21 protein-coding genes and 1 pseudogene are annotated in these 22,860 nt (G+C 56.0%); 14 read left to right on the plus strand and 8 right to left on the minus strand.

Annotated elements, in window-relative coordinates; genetic code table 11:
• Positions 1–9: 9 nt before the first annotated feature.
• Complete coding sequence (locus ACN1C3_RS01640) at positions 10–1,425, minus strand: acetyl-CoA carboxylase biotin carboxylase subunit (RefSeq protein WP_419114032.1); 1,416 nt, start codon at positions 1,423–1,425, stop codon at positions 10–12.
• A 189-nt stretch (positions 1,426–1,614) separates the two neighbouring features.
• Between ACN1C3_RS01640 and ACN1C3_RS01645 the strand changes: the two genes are divergently transcribed.
• The gene (locus ACN1C3_RS01645; RefSeq protein ID WP_419114033.1) at positions 1,615–2,577 is read left to right on the plus strand and encodes a LysR family transcriptional regulator; all 963 of its coding nucleotides are present in this window, start codon (positions 1,615–1,617) and stop codon (positions 2,575–2,577) included.
• Here the strand turns inward: ACN1C3_RS01645 and ACN1C3_RS01650 are convergent.
• The 3 genes and pseudogenes from ACN1C3_RS01650 to ACN1C3_RS01660 all read right to left on the minus strand — a co-directional run.
• A complete protein-coding gene (locus ACN1C3_RS01650) occupies positions 2,519–2,731 on the minus strand; it encodes a PA3496 family putative envelope integrity protein (protein ID WP_419114034.1) in 213 nt (70 codons plus the stop codon). The genes ACN1C3_RS01645 and ACN1C3_RS01650 overlap by 59 nt on opposite strands.
• Before the next feature lie 170 nt (positions 2,732–2,901).
• On the minus strand, positions 2,902–3,768 hold the full coding sequence (hexR, locus tag ACN1C3_RS01655) for a transcriptional regulator HexR (protein WP_419114035.1): 867 nt from the start codon (positions 3,766–3,768) through the stop codon (positions 2,902–2,904).
• 186 nt (positions 3,769–3,954) lie between these two features.
• Positions 3,955–4,184: pseudogene (locus tag ACN1C3_RS01660) on the minus strand (hypothetical protein); the annotation flags it as partial.
• 203 nt (positions 4,185–4,387) lie between these two features.
• Between ACN1C3_RS01660 and ACN1C3_RS01665 the strand changes: the two are divergent.
• The 6 genes from ACN1C3_RS01665 (at position 4,388) to ACN1C3_RS01690 (ending at position 9,918) form a co-directional block, all read left to right on the plus strand.
• On the plus strand, positions 4,388–5,914 hold the full coding sequence (locus ACN1C3_RS01665) for a DUF6531 domain-containing protein (protein WP_419114036.1): 1,527 nt from the start codon (positions 4,388–4,390) through the stop codon (positions 5,912–5,914).
• A 17-nt stretch (positions 5,915–5,931) separates the two neighbouring features.
• Positions 5,932–6,633 (plus strand): hypothetical protein, encoded by a 702-nt coding sequence (locus tag ACN1C3_RS01670; RefSeq protein ID WP_419114037.1) that lies wholly within the window; start codon positions 5,932–5,934, stop codon positions 6,631–6,633.
• Complete coding sequence (locus ACN1C3_RS01675) at positions 6,633–7,595, plus strand: hypothetical protein (protein WP_419114038.1); 963 nt, start codon at positions 6,633–6,635, stop codon at positions 7,593–7,595. The genes ACN1C3_RS01670 and ACN1C3_RS01675 overlap by 1 nt, the downstream gene beginning before the upstream one ends.
• Positions 7,592–8,581, plus strand: a complete 990-nt coding sequence (locus ACN1C3_RS01680; RefSeq protein WP_419114039.1) for an RHS repeat domain-containing protein — start codon at positions 7,592–7,594, stop codon at positions 8,579–8,581. The genes ACN1C3_RS01675 and ACN1C3_RS01680 overlap by 4 nt, the downstream gene beginning before the upstream one ends.
• A 10-nt stretch (positions 8,582–8,591) precedes the next feature.
• Positions 8,592–9,005, plus strand: coding sequence for a hypothetical protein (locus ACN1C3_RS01685; protein WP_419114040.1), 414 nt, complete (start codon positions 8,592–8,594; stop codon positions 9,003–9,005).
• A 598-nt stretch (positions 9,006–9,603) separates the two neighbouring features.
• Entirely contained in the window at positions 9,604–9,918 is a 315-nt protein-coding gene (locus ACN1C3_RS01690; protein WP_419114041.1) for a hypothetical protein, read from the plus strand.
• Positions 9,919–10,007: 89 nt separating this feature from the next.
• Here the strand turns inward: ACN1C3_RS01690 and ACN1C3_RS01695 are convergent, their stop codons facing one another.
• Positions 10,008–12,875, minus strand: a complete 2,868-nt coding sequence (locus tag ACN1C3_RS01695) for an EAL domain-containing protein (protein WP_419114042.1) — start codon at positions 12,873–12,875, stop codon at positions 10,008–10,010.
• A 262-nt stretch (positions 12,876–13,137) separates the two neighbouring features.
• On the opposite strand from ACN1C3_RS01695, the gene uvrD reads away from it, so the two are divergent.
• The 4 genes from uvrD (at position 13,138) to ACN1C3_RS01715 (ending at position 17,384) form a co-directional block, all read left to right on the plus strand.
• On the plus strand, positions 13,138–15,321 hold the full coding sequence (gene uvrD / locus ACN1C3_RS01700; protein ID WP_419114043.1) for a DNA helicase II: 2,184 nt from the start codon (positions 13,138–13,140) through the stop codon (positions 15,319–15,321).
• A 20-nt stretch (positions 15,322–15,341) separates the two neighbouring features.
• Positions 15,342–15,782, plus strand: a complete 441-nt coding sequence (locus tag ACN1C3_RS01705) for an EamA family transporter (RefSeq protein ID WP_419114044.1) — start codon at positions 15,342–15,344, stop codon at positions 15,780–15,782.
• A gap of 179 nt (positions 15,783–15,961) precedes the next feature.
• A complete protein-coding gene (locus ACN1C3_RS01710; RefSeq protein WP_419114045.1) occupies positions 15,962–16,837 on the plus strand; it encodes a Tim44 domain-containing protein in 876 nt (291 codons plus the stop codon).
• Between the two features lie 139 nt (positions 16,838–16,976).
• Positions 16,977–17,384, plus strand: a complete 408-nt coding sequence (locus tag ACN1C3_RS01715) for an SMI1/KNR4 family protein (protein WP_150642138.1) — start codon at positions 16,977–16,979, stop codon at positions 17,382–17,384.
• Between the two features lie 45 nt (positions 17,385–17,429).
• Here the strand turns inward: ACN1C3_RS01715 and ACN1C3_RS01720 are convergent, their stop codons facing one another.
• Positions 17,430–19,193 carry a cation:proton antiporter gene (locus tag ACN1C3_RS01720; protein WP_419114046.1) on the minus strand — a complete coding sequence of 588 codons (1,764 nt, stop codon included), beginning with the start codon at positions 19,191–19,193 and terminating at the stop codon, positions 17,430–17,432.
• A gap of 294 nt (positions 19,194–19,487) precedes the next feature.
• Here ACN1C3_RS01720 and ACN1C3_RS01725 point away from each other — a divergent pair, with 294 nt between their 5' ends.
• Positions 19,488–19,970, plus strand: a complete 483-nt coding sequence (locus tag ACN1C3_RS01725) for an acyl-CoA thioesterase (RefSeq protein WP_419114047.1) — start codon at positions 19,488–19,490, stop codon at positions 19,968–19,970.
• Positions 19,971–20,043: 73 nt separating this feature from the next.
• Here the strand turns inward: ACN1C3_RS01725 and pdxY are convergent, their stop codons facing one another.
• Positions 20,044–20,916 carry a pyridoxal kinase PdxY gene (gene pdxY / locus ACN1C3_RS01730; RefSeq protein WP_419114048.1) on the minus strand — a complete coding sequence of 291 codons (873 nt, stop codon included), beginning with the start codon at positions 20,914–20,916 and terminating at the stop codon, positions 20,044–20,046.
• A gap of 116 nt (positions 20,917–21,032) precedes the next feature.
• Here pdxY and ACN1C3_RS01735 point away from each other — a divergent pair, with 116 nt between their 5' ends.
• Positions 21,033–21,425: a DUF3301 domain-containing protein gene (locus tag ACN1C3_RS01735; RefSeq protein ID WP_419114049.1), complete on the plus strand. Its 393-nt coding sequence runs from the start codon at positions 21,033–21,035 to the stop codon at positions 21,423–21,425.
• A 75-nt stretch (positions 21,426–21,500) separates the two neighbouring features.
• Here the strand turns inward: ACN1C3_RS01735 and ACN1C3_RS01740 are convergent, their stop codons facing one another.
• Positions 21,501–22,472 carry a CobW family GTP-binding protein gene (locus tag ACN1C3_RS01740; protein ID WP_419114050.1) on the minus strand — a complete coding sequence of 324 codons (972 nt, stop codon included), beginning with the start codon at positions 22,470–22,472 and terminating at the stop codon, positions 21,501–21,503.
• Positions 22,473–22,498: 26 nt separating this feature from the next.
• Here ACN1C3_RS01740 and ACN1C3_RS01745 point away from each other — a divergent pair, with 26 nt between their 5' ends.
• Positions 22,499–22,855 (plus strand): NADH:ubiquinone oxidoreductase, encoded by a 357-nt coding sequence (locus ACN1C3_RS01745; protein ID WP_419114225.1) that lies wholly within the window; start codon positions 22,499–22,501, stop codon positions 22,853–22,855.
• Positions 22,856–22,860 lie beyond the last annotated feature (5 nt).

The raw sequence follows: 22,860 nt of genomic DNA on the forward strand, positions 1-22,860 counted from the left end.
TTATATTCCTCACAGGCCTGCGTGGGCGGCGATGGCGGCGGCGATGGCCAGGGCCAGCTCTTCGGGTTTGCGCTTGATCGAGTAGTTGGTCAGTTCCGGATGGCTTTCAACAAAACTGGTGTTGAACTGACCGCTACGGAATTCCGGGTTACGCAGGATTTCCTGGTAATAGGCGGCGGTGGTCTTGACCCCTTGCAGACGCATGTCGTCGAGGGCGCGCAAGCCACGGTCCATCGCTTCTTCCCAGGTCAACGCCCACACCACCAGTTTCAGGCACATGGAATCGTAGAACGGTGGAATGGTGTAGCCGGTGTAGATCGCCGTGTCGGTACGCACGCCGGGGCCGCCGGGCGCGTAGTAACGGGTGATCTTGCCGAAGCTCGGCAGGAAGTTGTTTTTCGGGTCTTCGGCGTTGATCCGGAATTGCAGCGCGAAACCGCGATGCTGAATGTCTTCCTGTTTCACCGAAAGCGGCAGACCGGAGGCGATGCGGATCTGCTCGCGAACGATGTCGATACCGGTGATTTCTTCGGTGATGGTGTGCTCCACCTGGACCCGGGTGTTCATCTCCATGAAGTACACCTCGCCCTCGGCGAGCAGGAACTCCACGGTGCCGGCGTTCTCGTAGCCCACGGCCTTGGCAGCGCGCACCGACAGGTCGCCGATGTAGGCGCGCTGTTCCGGGGTCAGTTGCGGGCTCGGGGCGATCTCGATCAGCTTCTGGTTGCGGCGCTGGATCGAGCAATCACGTTCGAACAAATGCACCACATTGCCAAAGCTGTCGCCGAGGATCTGCGCTTCGATGTGCTTGGGATTGACGATGCATTTTTCCAGGAAGACTTCCGCCGACCCAAACGCCTTGGTCGCTTCGGAAATCACCCGCGGGAAAGCTTGTTCCAGTTCTTCACGGCTGTTGCAGCGGCGAATACCGCGGCCGCCACCACCGGAAGTGGCTTTGAGCATCACCGGGTAACCGATGCGGTCGCCTTCGACCAGCGCTTCGGCGATGTCCGCGACGTTGCCTTCAGTGCCCGGAGTCACCGGCACGCCGGCCTTGATCATGCTGCGGCGCGCTTCGGTCTTGTCGCCCATGCGGCGAATCACTTCTGCCGACGGACCAATGAATTTGATGCCGCGCTCGGCGCAGATGTCTGCCAGTTCGGCGTTTTCCGACAGGAAACCGTAACCTGGGTGCAGTGCATCGCAACCGGTTTCCACGGCCAGGTTCACCAGCTTGCGCGGGTTCAGGTAACCGGCCAAAGGCTCGGAACCAATGCTATGGGCCTCATCCGCGCGTTTCACATGCAAGGCATGGCGATCGGCGTCAGAATAGATCGCGACCGAGCGAATGCCCATCTCGGCGCAGGCACGCACGATTCGTACGGCAATTTCCCCACGGTTGGCGATCAGGATCTTTTTTATCACTTGGAGGTTCCCTTGAGCCGATGGCACTGACGACCCGCTAGACCAGGTCGGCGCGTGACTAAATGTTTCAGTTCAGTCGCGTAGTCACACTAGCCCCATCAAGGGATTAACAAAAATCAATAATAATTGGGTCACTCATAAGTAAAGACTTATAGTTGACTGATCAGTCCCTGGACAGAGTCTTTAAAAATGCGTAAGTCTTTGATGCGTATGACATTGCGCCAACTTCAGATTTTCAATGAGGTCTGCGATTTACGGTCCTACAGCCGCGCGGCTGAGGAAATGTCTCTCACACAACCGGCCGTCAGCCTGCAAATTCGTCAGCTCGAAGAGCTGATTGGTCAGCCTTTGTTCGATTATGTCGGCAAAAAACTCTACATGACTGAGGCTGCCGAAGCCTTGCAACGGGCCAGCCGGGACATTTTCGGGCGCCTGGCAAACCTCGACATGCAGCTGTCGGACATGCAGGGCTCGTTGCAGGGGCAACTGAAGCTGGCGGTGGAATCCAGCGCCAAGTACTTTGTTCCGCACCTGTTCGCCGCCTTCAAGCGCCTGCATCCGGAGGTCAATCTGCAGCTGATGGTGATCAACCGGGCCCAGGCCATTCGACGTCTGTCGGACAACCGCGACGACCTGGTGATCATGTCCATGGTGCCGCAGGACATGGGCCTTGAGTTTCTGCCGTTCCTCAACAACCCGATCATCGCCGTGGCACCGCCCGATCATCCTCTGTGCCACATGGGGCCGCTGCGTTTGCAGGATCTGGAGCCTTATACCCTGCTGTTGCGTGAGCAAGGCTCGGGCACGCGATTGGCCTGTGAAGAGTATTTCAAGGAAAAGCGCGTGCACTTCTCGCAAACCCTGGAGGTCTCTTCGGCGGAAGCCCAGCGCGAGTGCGTGGTGGCGGGTCTGGGCGTAGCGCTGCTGACGCGCCACGCCCTGAACCTTGAGTTGGCCACCGGCACCCTCAAGGAGTTACCGGTGGAGGAGCTGCCGCTGTACCGCAGCTGGTGCGTGGTGCAAGCCAAGGCAAAACGCCTGTCACCGGTGGCGCATGCGTTCCTGGGGTTTATCCGCAGCGAACGGGTACTAATCAGCGGGCTGGTTGAGCGCTTCGACGGGAAGTTGCCGGCGCTGCCTGCCAGTAATTGAGCTCCGCAGAGTCAGGAAAATCGCCAATCTCGGCGAGCAACTGACGCTGCTCACAACGGCTCTCAATCGCGCGGCGAAATTCCATTCGGCGCTGATCTTCTTGCTGACGGCGGGTTTTGACAGCGCTGTTGCGTTCTTCGTAGGACTGGGCCATTTCGAGTCTCCCAAGACGAGTACGGGAGTTACACGATGAACGCCGGGGATGACGGTTTGGCTGCGTGGGGGTTACAGGGAGATGAAAATTTACAGTCCGACGCCGCACCCCTGTAGCGAGGGGCCGGGCGGCCCCTCGCCACAAAAAGCCCCGCTACTTCAGCGGCAGACTCAATCGTCCAGCGCTTTGACCGATTTGGGCGACAGCCGCAAGCTGCGGAGGCTGCGCTTGACGCTTTTGAGGTGGTTGACCAGGCTCGGACCACGGGCCATGGCCACACCCATCGCCAACACATCGATCACCACAAGGTGAGCAATACGCGAGGTCAGCGGCGTGTAGATTTCGGTGTCTTCATGCACATCGATCGCCAGGTTGACGGTCGACAACTCGGCCAGCGGCGTCTGGCTCGGACACAAAGTGATCAGCGTTGCGCCGCTTTCGCGGACCAGATTGGCAGTGATCAGCAAATCTTTAGAGCGCCCGGACTGGGAAATACAGATCGCCACGTCGGTAGGTTTCAGCGTCACTGCCGACATCGCCTGCATGTGCGGGTCGGAATAAGCCGCAGCGGTCAGCAGCAAACGGAAGAATTTGTGCTGAGCATCCGCCGCTACCGCGCCAGACGCACCAAAACCGTAGAACTCGACGCGCTGGGCCTGAGACATGGCGGTGACCGCACGTTGCAAGGCCACCGGGTCGAGCTTCTCACGCACTTCCATCAGCGTGTGCAAGGTGGTGTCGAAAATTTTCAGGCTGTAGTCGGCAACCGAATCGTCTTCATGGATCGCGAACTGTCCGAAGCTCGCGCCCGCCGCCAGGCTTTGCGCCAGTTTCAGTTTCAAATCCTGGAACCCCGAGCAACCGATGGCGCGGCAGAAGCGCACGATGGTCGGCTCGCTGATGCCAACGCTGTGGGCAAGATCGGCCATGGAACTGTGCATCACAGCCGCAGGGTCAAGCAGCACATGATCGGCGACCTTGAGCTCCGACTTGCGTAACAGATGGCGTGACTGGGCGATGTGCTGCAACAGATTCAAAGGGCTGGACTCGTTGTTATTGGCAGATGCCAGGGATGTAGCGCGCTTGTAGTTATACTACATGAATCGGCTTTTTGCCTGCTCAATACGTAACTGAATTGCCTTGCTGCCCCCTATTTTGGCTGGGTGCGCTGTATGTAGCAGCTGGCGCAGGCTGCGATCGACTGCCAAGCAGTCGTTGCTTTTTTAAGCCCCCGGAAGCCCCTTCGGGCTTATCGCAGGCTTCGCCAGCGGCAACAAAAGGTCTGTGTCGGCGTGAAGTAAAGCAGCCAGACCATCCGCCTCAACCGGCCGGCTGATAAGATAACCCTGCATCTCATTGCACTGCTCGGCCTTCAAAAGTTCAACTGCTGATTCTCCACCTACTCAACGAGCACTTTCAGCGCCAACTCGTGGACTATGGCGACGATTGCACGAGCGAACAAGTATTGGTTGAAATTTAAAGCTACAGAAAAATTATTGAAGGTGCTATTTCCACATGCAAATAACTATCTTTACGCCCATCATAATTAAGTAAAACACCATATTTCAGATCCGAAACTCTTCATCCAGAATAGACTATACAAATAGAGAGAAATCATCGAGACGCCCTACACAACGGTCAAGGAAGATCCTAATCATGCTTGCAAAAAAAATCATCGCTACCACTTTCTTATTATCAAACTTTACACATCTGCAATCATTAGCAGAAGAATACACATGGCAATTTGACGACACACTCTTTGATCCGAAGATACAAGGAAAACACTCATCGCCGGAATCAGCTTGTAGATGGGCTTTCGACTATGATTTCCAATACTATGCAGATTACCGACCCGCAAGACCTGCCACTCAAAAAGATAGCTACTGGATCGAGAATGAACCCCTCCCAAATGATCACACATGGGTATGCGTTGTCCACAATGACCCTAAAGTAGCAACCGATCAAGATCTCTATAAGGTCAAAAGAAAAGGCAGCTCTTGTCCCCCCGGAAAAGAATTCAACAAATTTATGGGGCAGTGTGAAGTCCAAGCTGTTGACGATAGCTGCCCTTCAAATATTACCGGAAATCCCATAAATTTTTTAACCGGGTACAAAATCCAATCAGAAACTGATTTCGTTTCTCCAAGAAAAAATTTCCGACCTAACCAGATTGAATTTTCAAGATTCTACAACAGCGTAAATGGAGTATGGACTCACAGCTATTCATCCCGAATGATTATTGAATCAAATCTCATCACTCTTATTCATTTCGACGGCAAAAAATCTAGTTTCGAAAAAACAGGCAACATTTACACTCCAAAACAACAAGAGCTTGGGATATTAACTAAACATCCAGATCACTGGAGCTATCATTCACCCGAAAATAATTTTTATGAGTTCGACAATCTTGGCAGACTTTCCAAAATCCTAAAGCACGGAGTATCGCAGCTTATAAGTTATACGAAAGAAAAAATTACGATTACCGATGCGTATGGTACGTCCATACAATTCTCAGAGGACTCCAAAAAACAACCCAAAAAACTTATCGCGAAAAATGTCCAGATTGACTATAGGTACAACAAGTACTGGCAATTAATATCCGCAACTCGCACATATCCTGATACTTTCGACAAAAGACAATATCTTTACGAGGATCCAAGAGACAGCAGGCTTTTAACTGCAATCATCGACGAGCGCGGTATGCTATTCGCCACGTGGGCTTACGATGAACAAGGGCGCGCCATCTCCAGTGAGCACGCCGATGGTGCAGAGAAGGTGCTGGTTAGCTACAACGCAGACGGGTCGACCACCGTAACAAATGAACTAGGTAAAAAAACCAACTACCAATTTAAATTCATTCAGGGTTCCAAGCGCATTACCGCAATTGACGGCGAACCCACTCCTAGTTGTCCAAGTAGCAATTCAACTTTTACTTACGATGAGCGTGGCCTACTCAAGACACAGATAGATAACAATGGAAATATTACGACATACGTCTACAACGATCGCAACCTGGAGTCTTCCCGTACACAAGCCAGCGGCACTCCTCAAGCGCGAACAACGTCCACAGAGTGGCACCCAACACTATTTCTGCCGGTTACCGTGACAGAGCCGGACCGGATGACCCAATACACTTACGACGACCAAGGAAGGCAACTCAACCAGTCCGTGACCCCACGCTAATTCAGAAGGATCTGATCATGAACAAACCTATATTTCGGGCCAGGCTGTTTGCGCTCGCCCTGGGCACCATTTTTGTCGCACCGTTTTCGCAAGCCGCAGAGCGCAGTTGGTCTTTCACCTACAACGCTAAAGGCCTGATCGAATCCTCGAATGGACCCCGAACCGATGTGAACGACATCACTCGCTACGAATACGACGCGAAAGGACAGCTAACACGCGTCATTAACGCGCTCGGGCACACCACTGGGCTTTCGAATTTCGACTTTATGGGCAATCCACAAACCCTTCTCGATCCCAATGGGGTCGCCGCCGCCCTGACCTATTCACCACAAGGCTGGCTGACATCAGTAAGCACTGCCGATAACACCGCGCGGTTCGAACACAATGCTGTAGGTGACATCACCAAACTGATTCGTGGTGACGGTAGCTGGTTGGCCTACACCTGGGACGACGCCAGGCGGCTCACTCGCATCACCAACGGCCTGGAGGAGCGGGTCGAATTTGATCTTGATCCAATGGGCAATCGCACCGCAACACGACTGAAAGACAGTGCGGACAATCTGACGAAACAGCATCGATGGGTGTATGACGAACTAGGCCGCCTATTGCACTCAGTGGGTGCTGCTGGCCAGACCAGTCACATGCAATACGACCTGAACGATAATCCCACCGCCACTACCAATCCTCGTAATTACAGCAATACCCGCTCGACCGGTTAGTGAAGAACACCGACCCGCTAAACGGCACCACCCATTTTGAGTACGACGCCCAAGATAACCTCACGCAAGTCAACGATCCACGCGGAGTGATCACTCGATATCAATATGACGGCCTCGGTAACCTGACTCATCTGGTCAGCCCAGATAGCGGCAATAGCACCTACGAGCACGACACCGCTGGCAACATCACACAAAAGATCGACGCCCGCGGTGTAGTAACATCTTTCACCTACGATGCCCTCAATCGTTTGACTGCTCGCCGTTATCCGGCCAAGCCGCAACTGGATACTCGACTCCACTACGACGCGATTGCCGAGGGTAACAAAGGCATCGGCCGACTGACTGCGGTAGAAGACATCAATAGCGTGCTGAGTTACACCTACGATGAGCAAGGCAACGTCACAGGACAACGACATGTTCTGAAAGCGTATGAAGCCACTTGGTCCGATATCCTCGGCTATGGGTACGACGGAGCTAATCGACTGAGTCGTATCGACTACCCGTCGGGCATCAGTATCGACTACCTGCGCAACTCCGCCGGGCAGGTCAGCCAGGTGCTAATGCGGGTTGGCGCAGATGAACCGATCAACTTCGCCCGCGACCTTGCTTATCTACCCTTCGGCCCGCTAAAAAGCTTGACCTGGAACAATGGCACCACGCTCCAACGTAGCTATGACCAGGACTATCGGTTGACCGCACAAACCGTCGCCGGCTGGAGCAACATTTATGACCGCGATGCCAACAGCAACACCCAGATACAAAGTAGTCGTCTTGGCGATCTGAACTACAGCTACGACGCGCTGGATCGTTTGACAGAGGAAACAAATGCCAGCCAACAGCAAACCTTCACCTATGACGCTGTGGGCAACCGCACCGACAAGACCCTTACACCTCTGATCGAAGGTCAGGTGCAAGACAGTGCTGTCACCATTACCGGTATGGCACCAGCAATAACCGTTTGACCCAAATCGACGACCAAGTGGTACTCGCTGATGCGGCGGGCAATCTGACCCAAGACCGCGCTGATCGACAATTGACCTATGACGAACAAAATCGCCTGAGCAGCGTGAAAAACGGCGACCTGACCCTGGCAGTGTTTCGCTACAACGCTCTGGGTCAGCGTACCCAGAAAATCACCCCCCAAGGTATTACCACGTTCCTTTACGGACCTGATGGGCAATTGCTGGGCGAAACTCTGTTCGACATCGAAGGCAAAAAACTCACGAGTCAATACTATGTCTGGCTCGATGGCCTGCCGTTGGGCGGTGTAAGCGTGAACCACGACGCCAAAGGCGCACTAGCCAACAGCACCCCGTTTTATCTCCATAGTGACCACCTCAACACACCGCGTATTGCCACCAACGCCAGTCAGCACACCGTGTGGCACTGGAAGGCCGATGCCTTCGGTGTCGGAGAAGCCAGCGGTAGCCTGACCTTGAACCTCCGCTTTCCTGGTCAGTATTACGATGTGGAAAGTGATCCGATTGGACTCGCGGGCGGATTGAATACTTTTGGATACGTGGAAGGGAACCCTTTAAGTTACTCAGACAATTATGGCTTGAAAGTTTTCTTTGATGACAGTGCCTATGGGATTGAGAACCTGAAGAGAGACTATGAGCGATTAAAGGGAACTCCTCATGGAGCAAAAACATGCAAACAACTGGAAGATCTTCCTGATACCTATACAATTACAACCGTCAACTCATTCAATTCAGCATGGTACGAGGGGAAAACTCGAACGATAAGAATTGATCCATCATTTAAACCAATAATTCAAACCACGTCGGGCCCTATGCCAGCAGACTCAACAACTATTCTGGGACATGAAATTGGTCATGCCGCGACCAAAACATGGGACAACGGCCCAGGAAACATGAATAACGTCAACGCGAACGAAAACCCGATTCGAAATCAGCTTGGACTACCCAGTCGCACTTCTTACCCATAGGGAAACCAATATGCCATCAAATTTTCTATTTCGCCTTATGCTAAGTTGGTTCGCGCTGACTTCAAGCATCCCAGTGATTGCCGAGGAGTGCGGCAATATCGCTTACATCCCTTTTGATGCCGAGCTGTACGCTCCCGAAAGTGAATCCTCCATACTGGAGCGAGCCTTTTATAAAAAGCAAATTAATAAAAAACTCCTAGAAAGCGCCTTAACAAAAATCTGGACAACCGATAGCAACCTTGGGTATGACAAAAAAAACACTAGGGCGCTCATTCAGTTTTCGGATGAAACCTATTACATCGACCGATACGGTGTCATTCGTAACGGGGAAAAATACTCAACAATAGACATATTAAAAATTGAAGAAAATCCAACTTCAACAAATAATGGGACAGATTTATTTCCTTGCGGCCGGAGCAACTAACTTTACAATTAATTATGAAAAACAAACTACTCTGGCTTCTACTTATATTTCCTTTATACATTACAGCATGCACGATTGCATCGGCGAGGAGCTCCAGTGCATTTGAAAAAATAAAAATTGGCGATGCACGCGAAATGGTAATCCATCAGTTCGGGGTGCCCTCTCATATTGGGCATTCGGGCGCACCTTTTGGACGCCACACATCACACTGTTGTGAAAACTCTGCATGGAGCGACTATGGTTCGAAAACAGATGGTCATTAGACACACAAGCTTGGTCAGTGGAGTTAGACAAAAATAATCGAGTCATTGAAAAGGCTAATTGGGTATCACCTTAAACTTATTCATTGATCACCAGCTCTCCCTTTCCCTCAGCAGCAATGCTCATACTCTTGCAGAAGGGAAATGGTCAAATGGCTCGCCCCATTTCGCAGCCACCCACTCACACCCAACAATAAAATCAAAAACACACCAACTCAGTTCCCGACACAACTAAAAAACTTACAATTTGAATAGATATACCGCTCCACAAAAAAACATTTCGCGTTAACAATGATCGTGCAGGAAGCAATTCAACTTTAATTTAGGGATTATTGAATATGAGCATTAAAAGCAGTGACTGGGTAGCGCAAATCAACCGCATGCCAGGCGACCTCTTCTTCCGCGTTTACGGAACCGTGACAGTGGCGCATCCCGGTATTGTACCGACATTGGTACTGAGCCCACTGCAAGACAAGTCCTTCGATCTGAGACTTGAATTGGAATTTAAAAATTCTGATGAAATTACCGCGCAGGTCGAAACGGAAAAAGCCGTCACCTATAAAAACCCAGGCAACTCAAATGTCAGCGGTGTCAGTATTTTTTTCGAAGGAAAACTTCTGCATCATATTAAAGAAGTAACGATTACTCACTAAGACAAAAAACACGAATCACTCCAGGGGTATTTCCCTGCCAGGCTAATCGCAAGACTTGGCAGGGGTTTTCCTGGCGTCGAAATTAAAACTCACTCTGGGCACTCGCCCCTTAACAAGCTTGCAAGCTTGATAGCCTCCACCGGCCGACTAATCAGATACCCCTGCACTTCATCACAACCCTCAGCCTTGAGAAACTCAAGCTGCTCCGGACGCTCCACGCCTTCGGCCACCACTTTGAGCGACAGCCCATGGGCCATGGCGATGATTGCCCGGGTGATCGCCGCATCCTCGCTGCCCTCGGCCAAACCGCGAATAAACGCCTGATCGATCTTCACGTAGTCCACCGGAATGCGCTTGAGGTAACTCAATGACGAATACCCGGTGCCGAAGTCATCAATCGCCAGTTTCACTCCCAGATCACGCAGTTGCTGGAAGGTCGCGATGATGTGTTCGACGCTGTCCAGCAGCTGGCTTTCGGTCAGTTCCAGCTCTAGATAGTGCGGAGCCAGCCCGGTTTCTTCCAGCACCTGGCGGACCAGGCTGACCAGCTTGCCCTGGCGCAATTGATGCACCGACAGATTGACCGAGACCCGGATCGGCTCCAGCCCCTGGCGTTGCCATTCGCAGGCTTGCCAGCAGGCCTGACGCAGCACGAATTCACCGATCGGGCCGATCAGACCGGTTTCCTCGGCGAGCCCGATAAAGTCGCTTGGCGGAACCCGGCCCATGGTCGGGTGATCCCAGCGCACCAACGCTTCGGCGGCATTCAAACGCCCCGTCGCCAGACACAGTTTCGGTTGATAGAACACCTTCAACTGGCGTTCTTCGATGGCCTTGCGCAATTGGTTCTCAAGCTGCAGATGCTCGAGAGTGCTGGCCTGCAGGCTCTCGGTGTAGAACTGGAAGTTGTTACCGCCCAAGTGTTTGGCATGCTGCATGGCCATGTTCGACTGACTGACCAGCGCCGAAATTTCCCGCGCGTTGTCCGGTAACATGCTGATGCCCATTGAGGCACTGACCACCAACTCATGCCCTTCCACCGTCAGCGGCAATCGCAGCTTGGTCGCCAATCGGGTTGCCACCCGCGCCAGGCTGGATAAGTTGCCGTAGGCGTCGAACAGCACCGCGAACTCATCGCCGGATAAACGGGCAATGGTGTCGGCCTCCGGCAACGCGTTGACCAGTCGGCGCGCCATTTTCTGCAACAACTGGTCGGCGACTTCATGGCCGAGACTGTCATTGAGCAACTTGAAGCGATCCAGATTGATGTGCAGCAACGCCAGGCTGCGGCCTCCCTGGCGCATCCGATGATGGGCCTCATTCAGCCGTTCGCGGAACAACGAGCGATTGGCCAGCCCGGTCAGCTCGTCATAATGGGTCAAGTAGCGCATGCGCTCTTCGGATTCGCGCCGGGCGGAGAGATCAGCGAAGAAGCCGACGATATGACTCACATTTCCCCGCACATCGCGCACGACATTGAGCTGTAGCCATTGCGGATAAAGCTCACCGTTCTTGCGCGCCTCGACCAGCTCACCCTGCCAACTGCCATGTTGCTCCAGCGCTTGATGGATCACCGAGTAATGCCGGCGCGCATCACGGCTGCATGGCAATTCGACGACGTTACGCCCGAGCATGTCTTCGATCTGGTAACCGGTCACCCGACTGAACGCCTGATTGACCGCGATCAACGCGTAATTCGGATCGAAAATCACGATGCCTTCGCTGGCCGCTTCGAACACCGTGGCCGCCAACCGACGCTGCTCTTCCAGCTCCTTGCTGGCGCTAATGTCACGCCGAGTGCCGACCATACGGATTACGCGACCGTTCTCCCCACGCTCCACGGCCCGCCCACGGTCCTCGATCCACACCCAATGGCCGTCGCCATGGCGCACGCGGTACTCGATCAAGTAATCCTCGGTGCGCCCCTTCAAATGCTCGACCAGTGCGCGCTTGAGCGGCAGCAGATCCTGCGGATGCAGACGCGGCTTGAGGTGACTGAGCATCGCAGTCACGAATTCCGGCTCCAGGCCAAACAGCTCCTTGAGCTGTGTGTGATGCACCTCGTCGGTTTGCAGGTTCCAGTCCCACAACCCCAATTCACTGGCCTTTAATGCCAATCCCAGACGCGCTTCGCTTTTGCTCAAGGCTTGATTTGCCGCGTCCAGCTCCTGACTGCGTTGCAAAACCCGGCTTTCCAGGCCGACCTGAGCCTCACGCAGTTGCTCTTCGGCACGGCGACGCTGTTCGACTTCCCGGGCAAGTTCCTGGTTAAGCTGTTCGCTGCGGCTTTGCGCCTGCTGTAAATGTTCGATCAGCGCCTGATTCTGGAAGCGCCGCTGCAAACCACGGTGGATCAACCGATTGACCTGCCAGGCGACGACGCTCAAGGAGCCGAGCAGAATCAGCCCCAGCCAGCCCCAGCCTTGCTGTTGCTCATCGCCGTTCCAGAATAAATAGCCAATCGCCGGCAACAGGCAGGGCAAGGTAAAGGACAGGAAGGCCGATAAACTGACGGCATAGGCAACGCTGGCCGAAAGCGTCGCCGCACCGATCAGGCCGAAGACCCAGGCCTGTTGCAGGAAGCTGTCGGTCGGCACCAGGGCGATACCGGCACAGGCCAGGGTCAATCCGCTCATTCCGGAACCGAGCAGAAACATTCGTCGCCAGATCGGCTGCGCCTGACGGCTCGGCATCGCAGAGTCGAAGGCCGCGACCTGGATCACCCGTAATGCGACCAGCGTCAGCAGCCAGACCAGCCAAATGCTGACCAGAAAATAGCGCTGCGGGCTCCAGAGCAACCAGGCGCAGACCAGACCATTGAGCAGCATGAATAATGTGGGCAGCAGCGAGCCTTGATAAAGCAGACGCGTGCGTTCGACCGCCATCTCCATGGCGTAATGCTTGCGTATAACCTGAGGCTCCACAGAGGGGCCCGACAGGCTAGTGCCGAGGGTCATAGGCAATGTTCTTGTTCTTATTATGGGGAGCTGGATTGAGCCCGAAACGTCGCAGGAGCATACACAAGCAATTGCCATGACCAAACTGCTCCAGATCATAAAAACAGCAAAACGAATGGCACCTGATCCCCTCTTCAGACCACTCGAGCGAGCTCTGCCAACGCCTGCAGCGAATGACTGACCGGTCGTCCCCGCGATTCTTTTTATCGGTTAAACCAAAGCTCGGTTTGCCCGGTGTGGCCCGGCACCCTAGAATGCTCCGATGCGCGATGATCTCTCCTTTCTGCTGAACTCCCTCAACGATGCCCAACGCCAGGCCGTAGCTGCCTCCGTGGGTCGTCAGTTGGTCCTGGCCGGTGCTGGTTCCGGTAAAACCCGTGTGCTGGTGCACCGTATCGCCTGGTTGATCCAGGTCGAGCAGGCCTCGTCACACTCGATCCTGTCGGTGACCTTCACCAACAAGGCCGCTGCCGAGATGCGCCATCGCATCGAGCAGTTGATGGGCATAAGCCCGGCCGGTATGTGGGTCGGCACCTTCCACGGCCTGGCGCACCGCCTGTTGCGGGCGCACTGGCAGGAAGCCGGGTTGAGCCAGACGTTCCAGATCCTCGACAGCGATGACCAGCAACGGCTGGTCAAGCGAGTGATCCGCGAGCTGGGGCTGGACGAGCAACGCTGGCCGGCACGGCAGGCACAGTGGTTCATCAACGGGCAGAAAGACGAGGGTCTGCGCCCGCAACACATTCAAGCCAGCGGCGACCTGTTCCTGGCCACCATGCGCAGCATCTATGAAGCCTACGAGGCCGCCTGCCTGCGCGCCGGGGTAATCGACTTCTCCGAGCTGCTGCTGCGCGCCCTCGATCTGTGGCGCGACCACCCGGGCTTGCTGGCGCACTATCAGAAACGCTTCCGCCATGTGCTGGTGGACGAGTTCCAGGACACCAACGCCGTGCAGTACGCCTGGTTGCGGCTGCTGGCCAAGGGCGGCGACAGCCTGATGGTGGTCGGCGACGACGACCAGTCGATCTACGGTTGGCGCGGCGCGAAAATCGAGAACATTTACCAATATTCCGAAGACTTCCCGGACGCTGAAACCATTCGTCTGGAACAGAACTACCGCTCCACCGCCGGGATCCTTAAGGCCGCCAACGCCTTGATCGCCAACAACACCGGGCGTTTGGGCAAAGAGTTGTGGACCGACGGTGGCGAAGGCGAAGCGATCAACCTTTACGCGGCCTTCAACGAACACGATGAAGCGCGCTACGTGGTGGAAACCATTGAAAGCGCCCTGAAAACCGGCTTGGCCCGCAGTGATATCGCCATTTTGTATCGCTCCAACGCCCAATCCCGGGTACTTGAAGAAGCGCTGCTGCGCGAACGGATCCCTTACCGGATCTACGGCGGCCAACGCTTCTTCGAACGCGCCGAAATCAAGAATGCCATGGCCTACCTGCGCTTGCTCGAAGGTCGCGGCAATGATGCCGCACTGGAACGGGTGATCAACATCCCGGCCCGTGGCATCGGCGAGAAAACCGTCGAAGCGATCCGCGAGCACGCCCGCCACAGTGATGTATCGATGTGGGAAGCGATGCGTCTGCTGGTCGCCAATAAAGGCCTGACCGGTCGTGCGGCTGGCGCCCTTGGGGTGTTCGTCGAGCTGATCGAGAACCTCGCGGCCAAAACCGTGGACATGCCATTGCACCTGATGACTCAAACGGTCATCGAACAGTCCGGTTTGATCGCCTACCACGAGGCGGAAAAAGGCGAGAAAGGCCAGGCTCGGGTAGAAAACCTTGAGGAACTGGTCAGTGCCGCACGCAACTTCGAGAACGCTGAAGAAGACGCCGAACTGTCGCCGCTGGCAGCCTTCCTGGGCCACGCGTCGCTGGAATCTGGCGACACTCAGGCCGACGAGCACGAAGACAGCATTCAGCTGATGACGCTGCACAGCGCCAAAGGCCTGGAATTCCCTTATGTGTTCCTGGTGGGCATGGAAGAAGGCCTGTTCCCGCACAAGATGAGCCTGGAAGAACCTGGCCGTCTGGAAGAGGAACGCCGTCTGGCCTACGTGGGCATCACCCGGGCGATGCAGAATCTGGTGATGACCTACGCTGAAACCCGCCGCCTGTACGGTAGTGAGACCTACAACAAGGTTTCACGCTTCGTACGCGAAGTGCCGAAAGGCCTGATCCAGGAAGTGCGGCTGTCCAACAGCGTCAGCCGACCGTTCGGCGGCGGCCAGAAGCAAAGTTCAAGCAGCCTGTTCAGTGGCACCGAGATCCCGGAAACCGCGTTCAGCCTCGGCCAGCAGGTGCGGCACTCGGTATTCGGCGACGGGGTGATCCTCAACTTCGAAGGCGCCGGCGCCCAGGCACGGGTCCAGGTGAACTTCAGCGAAGGCAGCAAGTGGCTGATGCTGGGCTACGCCAAACTGGAAGCAGTCTGACTGTATGAAGGCATAAAAACATGGGCTCAGGCTTTTTCTCTTCCTGGACATTCTGGGCCCTGCTTTCGGCGGCGTTCGCTGCCATGACGGCGATCTTCGCCAAAATCGGCATCGAAAACGTCAATTCCGACTTCGCCACCCTGCTGCGCACCGTGGTGGTATTGGTCAGCCTGGCCTTGATTTTGTACGCCACGGGCCAATATCAGTCATTAGGATCGATCTCGGCCAAGAGCTACCTGTTTCTGTTGCTGTCAGGACTTGCTACGGGCGCCTCATGGATTTGCTACTTCCGCGCACTGAAGCTCGGGCCCGCGTCGCTGGTAGCCCCGGTGGACAAGCTCAGCGTGGTGCTCGTGGCGGTGCTCGGGGTGATCCTGCTGGGTGAAAAGCTCGATCTGCGCCAATGGGGCGGGATCGGCCTGATCACGGCCGGAGTGGTCATGCTGGCGCTGCGACGTTAAGCAGCCCTCCTGCAGAACTTATCCATTCATCCTACAGACCAAAGTTAACAGGCCTTATTGCGCTGACTGAAGCTGAACGAAACCTGTCAGGCAAAAGCCCGAAACACTCTGCCGCTAGCCAGTAACACTTCAGCTGTGCAACATGGCGCGCGTGCCATCCACAATTGGGAATTCCCTATATGAAACGTTTTCTTAGCATCGCCATGGCGTTGTGCATCGGCCTGACGATGAGCCTCGACGCCAACGCCAAGCGCTTTGGTGGCGGCAAAAGCGTCGGCGCTGCGCCGACCCACCAGACTAGCCAGATGGCCCCGTCCTCTTCGGGCATGGGCGCTGCAACCGCTACCGCAGGGGCTGCCGGTGCCGCAGGCGCTGCCGCCAAGGCTGGCGGTGCTTCGCGCTGGCTCGGCCCTCTGGCCGGTATCGCTGCCGGTGGCCTGCTGGCCTCCATGTTCATGGGTGGCGGCTTCCAGGGCATGCAGATCTTCGACATCCTGATCATGGCGGTCATCGCCTTCCTGATCTTCCGCTTCATTGCCGCTCGTCGTCGCAAGCAACAAGAGCACATGGCTCCGGCTGGCCACGCACCGATGCAGCGCGAAGTGTTCGAGCAAAAACCGGCTTCGGGTTCGATCTTCGGTGGTTCGCCAGCACCTGCCGCCGTTCGTCCTGTGATCAACGCACCGGCCTGGTTCAACGAAGAGCGCTTCGTTGAAGCGGCGCGCAACCACTTCCAGTCCCTGCAACAGCACTGGGACGCTAACGAAATGGACAAGATTGCCGAGTTCGTGACCCCTCAGCTGCTGGAGTTCCTGAAAAAGGAACGTGCCGATCTGGGCGACGGTTTCCAGTCCACCTACATTGATAACCTCAATGTGCAACTGGACGGCGTGGATGATCGCGCCGACAAGACCGTCGCTACCCTGACCTTCAGCGGCGTGTCGAAAAACTCGCGTTTCGACCAGGGCGAAGTCTTCAGCGAAAGCTGGAACATGGAGCGTCCTCAGGGTGACAATCAGCCATGGCTGGTTGCAGGTATCCGCCAAAACGGCTGATCCCACGCTCTGCGTTGAGCATGTTGAAACAAAAACCCCAGCCTCGGCTGGGGTTTTCTATTTCACGGTTGCACTTATAGCGAGCTACTGTATAAACCGCCCCATATAAACCGCGCCATTGAGCAAGAGGATTGAGGTCGTGGAAGAAGTCATTGAAGAACTGCGTGAAAAAAATGAACCTGTGCCGGTCCCATTGGAACTGCCAGATGAAGATTTACTGGTGGAGATCGAAGAACAGCTGTTCATCGACATACCCTTTGTCTTCAAGGAATTCCTGCTGACCGTCAGCGATGTTGTCTATGGCAGCCTGGAGCCGGTAACCGTTACGGATCCACAGTCCCATACCTATCTACCTGAAGTAGCGGCCAACGCCTGGGACGCCGGTGTTCCCCGGGAGTTGATCCCGATCTGCCAGAACGGTGACGATTACTACTGCGTCGAAGAAGACGGCACCGTAGTGCTGTGGTCGGCCGAAGAAGAGCTGGTTACCGAAGAAACCTGGGAGTCTGTATGGCACTGGGCGCGGGACGTCTGGCTGGAAAGCTGATTCCGACCGCTTGAGCCCGCATCCAGCGCCAGTCTGGAGCGGGTCTCAATGTTCGGCAGAATCGTTGTGGTTATCCAGGGTTTCCAACAGGGCAACCTGCATCCGCGTATGCACGCGGATAAACCAGCGCCATAGCAGCGCCGCGACCGCAGCCGCAACGACGGCAATCAGGATCAACAGCTCGGTGGTCGGCAGAATGCTCGACGACAATGCCGCCAGCAGCAGGAAGATCACCAGCAACGACAGAATCGGTATCACCTCGGCGATCACCCGTCGCACGCGTTGCGTATGGCGCCCGGCCATTTTCGCTTTCACACCCATCTCCGCCAGCAACATCGACAGCGCCTTGAGCTTGCGGTACGCGGCGATCAAAAACGGCAACGACAACAGCAACGCCCCTCCCCAGATCAACGCCTTCTGCCATCCTGGATCGCTGATCCAGCCTTGAAGATAACTGCCAAGGCGCTCGGCGAAAAAACCGCCAGAGAAAAAGATCGCCATTACCAGCGCCAGATTGACCCCCACCTGTAACAAGATCCGCCGAATCATTTTCGCCAACAGCGCGCCTTCACCCTGGGGCTGGATGCTGCGCAGCCATTCACCGTACATCCCCAGCACGCGAGCCAGACGCTGCGGCATCACCGCAGCCAGCTTCAGTGACAACGGGTCGGCTGCCCGAATCAGGTACGGGGTCAGCAAGGTCGTAATCACCGATACGGCCACCGCGACCGGATAGAGGAAGTCGCTGGTGACCTGCAAAGTCATGCCCAAGGCAGCAATGATGAAAGAGAATTCGCCGATCTGCGAAAGCCCCATGCCGACACGCAGTGAGGTGCGTCCGTCGTTGCCGGCGATAAAGGCGCCCAGCCCGCAGGACAACATCTTGCCCAGCACCACGGCGACGGTGATCACCGCGATCGGCCAGGCATATTGCAGCAAAATCTGCGGATCGATCATCAGGCCGATGGCGACAAAGAAGATGGCGCTGAACATGTCGCGAACCGGTTCGATCAGTCGCTCGATTTTCAGTAATTGCCGGGACTCGGCCATGATCGCGCCGATCAGGAAGGCGCCCAGCACCATGCTGTATTCCAGCTTGACTACCAGCAGACAGAAGCCGAAACACAGGCCTAGCACCGTGATCAGCAGCATTTCATTGCTTTCGAATTTGGCCACATACGCCAGCAGCCGCGGCACCAGCAGAATACCGATCACCAGGGCAACGATCATGAACAACGAGAGCTTGCCGACTGTGGAAAATACCTCGCCGGAGCTGACAGTGCCGCTGACCGCGATACTCGACAACAGCGCGATGATGCCAATCCCGAGGATGTCTTCAACGATCAAAACACCGAAGATCAGCTGTGCAAAACGCTGGTTTTTCATCTTCAAGTCGTTGAGGGCTTTGACGATGATGGTGGTCGAGGAAATCGCCAGAATCGCACCGAGGAACAGCGAGTCCATGGTGTTCCAGTCAAACCAGCGACCGATTTCGTAGCCGATCCAGATCATCAACACGATTTCGAGAAACGCTGCGATAAAGGCCGTGGCGCCGACTTTGAATAACTTGCGCAGGCTGAATTCCAGGCCCAGGCAGAACATCAGAAAGATCACCCCCAGTTCCGCCAGGGTCTTGATGGTCTGCTCGTCGTGAATCAGGCCGAACGGTGGGGTGTACGGGCCGATGATGAACCCGGCGACGATATAGCCGAGCACCACCGGTTGTTTTAGCCTGTGAAAGAGAATGGTCACCACACCCGCGACCAGCATGATCACTGCCAGATCCTGAATAAAGCTGATGGCGTGCATGATGTGGGGCTCCTTGGGTGTGTGTTGACACGTTGCTCAACCACCAAGACGACAACAAAGGCCTGATTGAGCTGACTACAAATCTGTTTTCCACGTAGGAAATGCCCTTGAGTAGGGCTTTTGAAGGGTAACACCGCGACTTCCGACAGAAAGGCGGTGCAATATATGGAAACAGATCGATTCGGGCGTGACGGCCGCCACGAGCACAGCGTCCCGTTAACGATGGTTTTGAAAAAGTGACCAAGCGCCCGCAGAGGTGCTCCCGCAATCCCTGCCTAGAACTGTGAGTGTGCTATGGAACCCGGAAACGCCCAGCTGTCGATGACGGTATTGATGACCCCCGACATGGCCAACTTCTCTGGCAATGTCCACGGCGGCACCCTGCTCAAGTATCTCGACGAAGTCGCCTACGCCTGCGCCAGCCGTTACGCCGGACGCTATGTGGTCACCCTGTCAGTGGATCAGGTGATCTTCCGTGAGCCGATCCATGTCGGCGAACTGGTGACCTTTCTCGCGTCGGTCAACTACACCGGCAACACCTCGATGGAGGTGGGGATCAAGGTGGTAACGGAGAATATTCGTGAGCGCTCGGTGCGCCACACCAATAGCTGCTTTTTCACCATGGTCGCGGTCGACGACCAGCGAAAACCCACCGTAGTCCCACAGCTTCAGCCGCACAACAGCGAAGACAAACGCCGGTTCATCCAGGCCAAGCAACGCCGACAAATCCGCCAGGAGCTGGAAAAGCGTTATCAGGAAATCAAAGCGGATGCCTGAGGTCTACCGTCTGTCTGGCGTCGCTCTTTAGATAGTCTTCGCGGGCAAGGCCTAGTCCTTGCCCGCGATAGGTTTAAAGGCTGATCGCCGTCGCCTCAAACCGCACTCGCGGATGGGCAATACGGTCCTGGGCGCGCACCAGTTCCAACTCGTAGCTGGCGCAGGCCTGAGTTTCCAGTAGCACCTCATGCACCGCCGCAGCGGTGAACTCGAAGGCCGCCAGCAGGCTGTCCCCCAATAGTACGCGGGCCAGAAACAGGCCGGACGTCAGGTCGCCGACGCCTACCGGCTGGCGCGGGAAGGCCAACAACGGTCGACGCAGATGCCAACTGCCTTCAGCGGTTACCAGCAACATTTCGAAGCTGTCCGGCAGCTTGCCGGGATAATCCAGATGCTTGACCAGCACTGCCTTCGGGCCGCGGGCCAGCAGCGCCCGAGCCATGGCCAGGCAATCGAACAGCGACTGCGGCTTGCGCCTTGAAAAGCTGTCCAGTTCTAGCTGATTGGGGCACATGAAGTCAGCCATCGCCGCCGCTTCTTCCAGCAGGAAGTCGCTGACCTCGGCCGGAACGCTGCAACCCTTTTCCGGATGGCCCATCACTGGATCGCAGAGGTACAAGGCTTTTGGATTGATCTCCTTGATCCGCGCCACACCCGTGAGAATCGCTCGCCCTTGGGCTGCACTGCCGAGGTAGCCGGACAGCACCGCATCGCAGTTACCCAACTCGCCGATGGCGGCAATCCCCTCGATCAGCTCCGGAATCTGATGCGGTGCCAACACCTCTCCGGCCCACTGCCCATACTGAGTGTGATTGGAGAACTGTACGGTATTGAGCGGCCAGACATTCACCCCGACCCGCTGCATGGGAAAAACTGCAGCGCTGTTGCCGGCATGGCCGAAGACCACATGGGACTGGATGGCGAGCAAATGGGGTGTACGTTTCATGCGAGACTTCCGTAAACCGATTGAAATTCGAGCCGCGCAGTATGCGACTAAACGCAGCCTGTACGACAGACCGAAGACACAGTTAAGCTGACACTACTTTGTTGGAGTGTTCGTTCATGCTGACCCTGGGAAATATTTTCGTGCTGATGCTGCTGGCGACCGGCGCCGCCTGGCTGTGGCACAACCACGGCTTGCGTGAGCGGGCACTGGAAAGGGTCAAGCAGCATTGCGCCAAGCTCGACCTCGAACTGCTGGACGGCAACGTGGCGTTGAAGCGGATTGGCTTCGTCAAGGATGCCAATGGCCGGCGGCGCCTGGCCCGCATCTATAACTTCGAGTTCACGGTGACCGGCGAGACGCGCCATACAGGCACCATCACCCAGTTTGGCGCCCATAGCGCACAAATCGAACTGGCGCCCTATCCGTTCGAGGTCAAACCCCCGTTGCCGAGTGCCGATGTGATCGAACTGAGCCAATGGCGCCAGGAACACAACAAGTGGCGCAATTGACGCAACAGCAAAAGATCGCAGGCTGCGCCAGCGCCTACAGAGGTACGCGTTCGGACGATCTTTTAGTGTCTGGGGCTAAACCTGCGTAATGCAGCACCCAGCCAAGGCGTGTTGCAGCTCGGTCGCGTCCTGCGGCTCGCTGAAGATCAGCTCGATCCGTGAATCACGCCGCCATTCACTGGGTTGCCAATGCAGATCCGAGTTATCCACCGCGTTGGCAGAAACCCAGCCGTCTGAGCTGTGGATAACCAGCTTGGCCCGCCGCCAATCAAGGCTTTCAAGCCATTGCAGAACCTGCATCGCATCGAATCGCTGACTCGGATGCCAACGCCAACCAATGCTCCAGTCGCCTTCCTGCTGCTGGCTCAGGCATATCGGCTGCGTCGGATCAGTCCAAATCGCTGGCATCTGCGCCAAGCCTTTAGGCGCGCTGAAGTTATCCACACCCGCAATCGCCAGGGCCTGCACGCCGGGCAATTCGATCAGCGGCAAAGCGGCCTGCTGCGTCCAGTACACCGGGCAATCGGGCAACTGTTTGATGATCCGCTGGCGATCCGCGTCGCTGAGTTGCTCGTCCTTGTTCAGCAGCAACAAACCGGCGCTCGTCAACGCCTCCTGCTGCGCTTGTGGCAACGGTTTCCCGGCGGCCAGCGCCTGGGCATCGAGCACCAGCACGCACGGCTGAACGGCCAATACGCCTTGCCACGGCGCATCACGCAATTGCTTGAGCAACTGCGCCGGATGCCCCAGTCCGGAAGGTTCGATAAACAGCCGGTCCGGTCTTGCCTTACGCAACAAACGCCCAAGCCCTACCTGAAACGGCGCTCCATTCACGCAACACAAACAGCCGCCGGCGACTTCACCCAGTGCGATACCATCGGCGTCCTGAGTCAGTAACGCGGCATCCAGGCCGATCTGACCGAACTCATTGATCAGCACCGCCCAACGCTCATGGGCCGGCCGCTGCACCAGCAGGTGCTTGATGAGGCTGGTCTTGCCGGCTCCGAGTGGCCCGGCAATGACGTGGGTGGGAATGTTCTGCAGCATATCGACGGTTTCTAAGGAGGTGAATGATGCGGGTGATTTGGCTGCCACTGCTGTTGGCGCTCAGCTCAGGCGAGGCGCTGGCCCAAGCTTGCGTGGTCCACAGTCAGGCGGAACGGCTTGATGTCAAAGTCTGCCAGCAGAACCGCAACATCCCGGAAAAACTGTTCCACGATGGCTTCTGCCAGCCAAACCTGCCCGGTCAGAAAGTCGACGTGGAGTTCACAGAGCAATGCCCCGCCGGCGCCTTCGGCGTTTGCAGCAACGCCCAAGTGGCCAATATGCCTTACCGGCAGGATATTCACTATTACGGCGTGGCCACTGATGCAGCGTATTTGCAGCCGTTCTGCGAAAGCCAGAGCCAGGGTAAATGGCTGAAACCTTGAGTGCG

The organism is Pseudomonas sp. H11T01 (genome assembly GCF_048515765.1).
Classification (GTDB): Bacteria; Pseudomonadota; Gammaproteobacteria; order Pseudomonadales; family Pseudomonadaceae; genus Aquipseudomonas.

Excerpts from the sequence above, each read along its gene's own strand:
- ACN1C3_RS01720 (WP_419114046.1), bottom strand. The coding sequence starts at position 19,193 with ATGCACGCCATCAGCTTTATTCAGGATCTGGCAGTGATCATGCTGGTC.
- ACN1C3_RS01740 (WP_419114050.1), bottom strand. The coding sequence starts at position 22,472 with ATGCTGCAGAACATTCCCACCCACGTCATTGCCGGGCCACTCGGAGCC.
- ACN1C3_RS01735 (WP_419114049.1), top strand. The coding sequence starts at position 21,033 with ATGCTGACCCTGGGAAATATTTTCGTGCTGATGCTGCTGGCGACCGGC.
- ACN1C3_RS01725 (WP_419114047.1), top strand. The coding sequence starts at position 19,488 with ATGGAACCCGGAAACGCCCAGCTGTCGATGACGGTATTGATGACCCCC.
- ACN1C3_RS01695 (WP_419114042.1), bottom strand. The coding sequence starts at position 12,875 with ATGACCCTCGGCACTAGCCTGTCGGGCCCCTCTGTGGAGCCTCAGGTT.
- ACN1C3_RS01745 (WP_419114225.1), top strand. The coding sequence starts at position 22,499 with ATGCGGGTGATTTGGCTGCCACTGCTGTTGGCGCTCAGCTCAGGCGAG.
- ACN1C3_RS01645 (WP_419114033.1), top strand. The coding sequence starts at position 1,615 with ATGCGTAAGTCTTTGATGCGTATGACATTGCGCCAACTTCAGATTTTC.
- ACN1C3_RS01650 (WP_419114034.1), bottom strand. The coding sequence starts at position 2,731 with ATGGCCCAGTCCTACGAAGAACGCAACAGCGCTGTCAAAACCCGCCGT.
- pdxY (WP_419114048.1), bottom strand. The coding sequence starts at position 20,916 with ATGAAACGTACACCCCATTTGCTCGCCATCCAGTCCCATGTGGTCTTC.
- ACN1C3_RS01705 (WP_419114044.1), top strand. The coding sequence starts at position 15,342 with ATGGGCTCAGGCTTTTTCTCTTCCTGGACATTCTGGGCCCTGCTTTCG.
- ACN1C3_RS01670 (WP_419114037.1), top strand. The coding sequence starts at position 5,932 with ATGAACAAACCTATATTTCGGGCCAGGCTGTTTGCGCTCGCCCTGGGC.
- ACN1C3_RS01690 (WP_419114041.1), top strand. The coding sequence starts at position 9,604 with ATGAGCATTAAAAGCAGTGACTGGGTAGCGCAAATCAACCGCATGCCA.
- ACN1C3_RS01710 (WP_419114045.1), top strand. The coding sequence starts at position 15,962 with ATGAAACGTTTTCTTAGCATCGCCATGGCGTTGTGCATCGGCCTGACG.
- uvrD (WP_419114043.1), top strand. The coding sequence starts at position 13,138 with ATGCGCGATGATCTCTCCTTTCTGCTGAACTCCCTCAACGATGCCCAA.
- ACN1C3_RS01685 (WP_419114040.1), top strand. The coding sequence starts at position 8,592 with ATGCCATCAAATTTTCTATTTCGCCTTATGCTAAGTTGGTTCGCGCTG.
- ACN1C3_RS01665 (WP_419114036.1), top strand. The coding sequence starts at position 4,388 with ATGCTTGCAAAAAAAATCATCGCTACCACTTTCTTATTATCAAACTTT.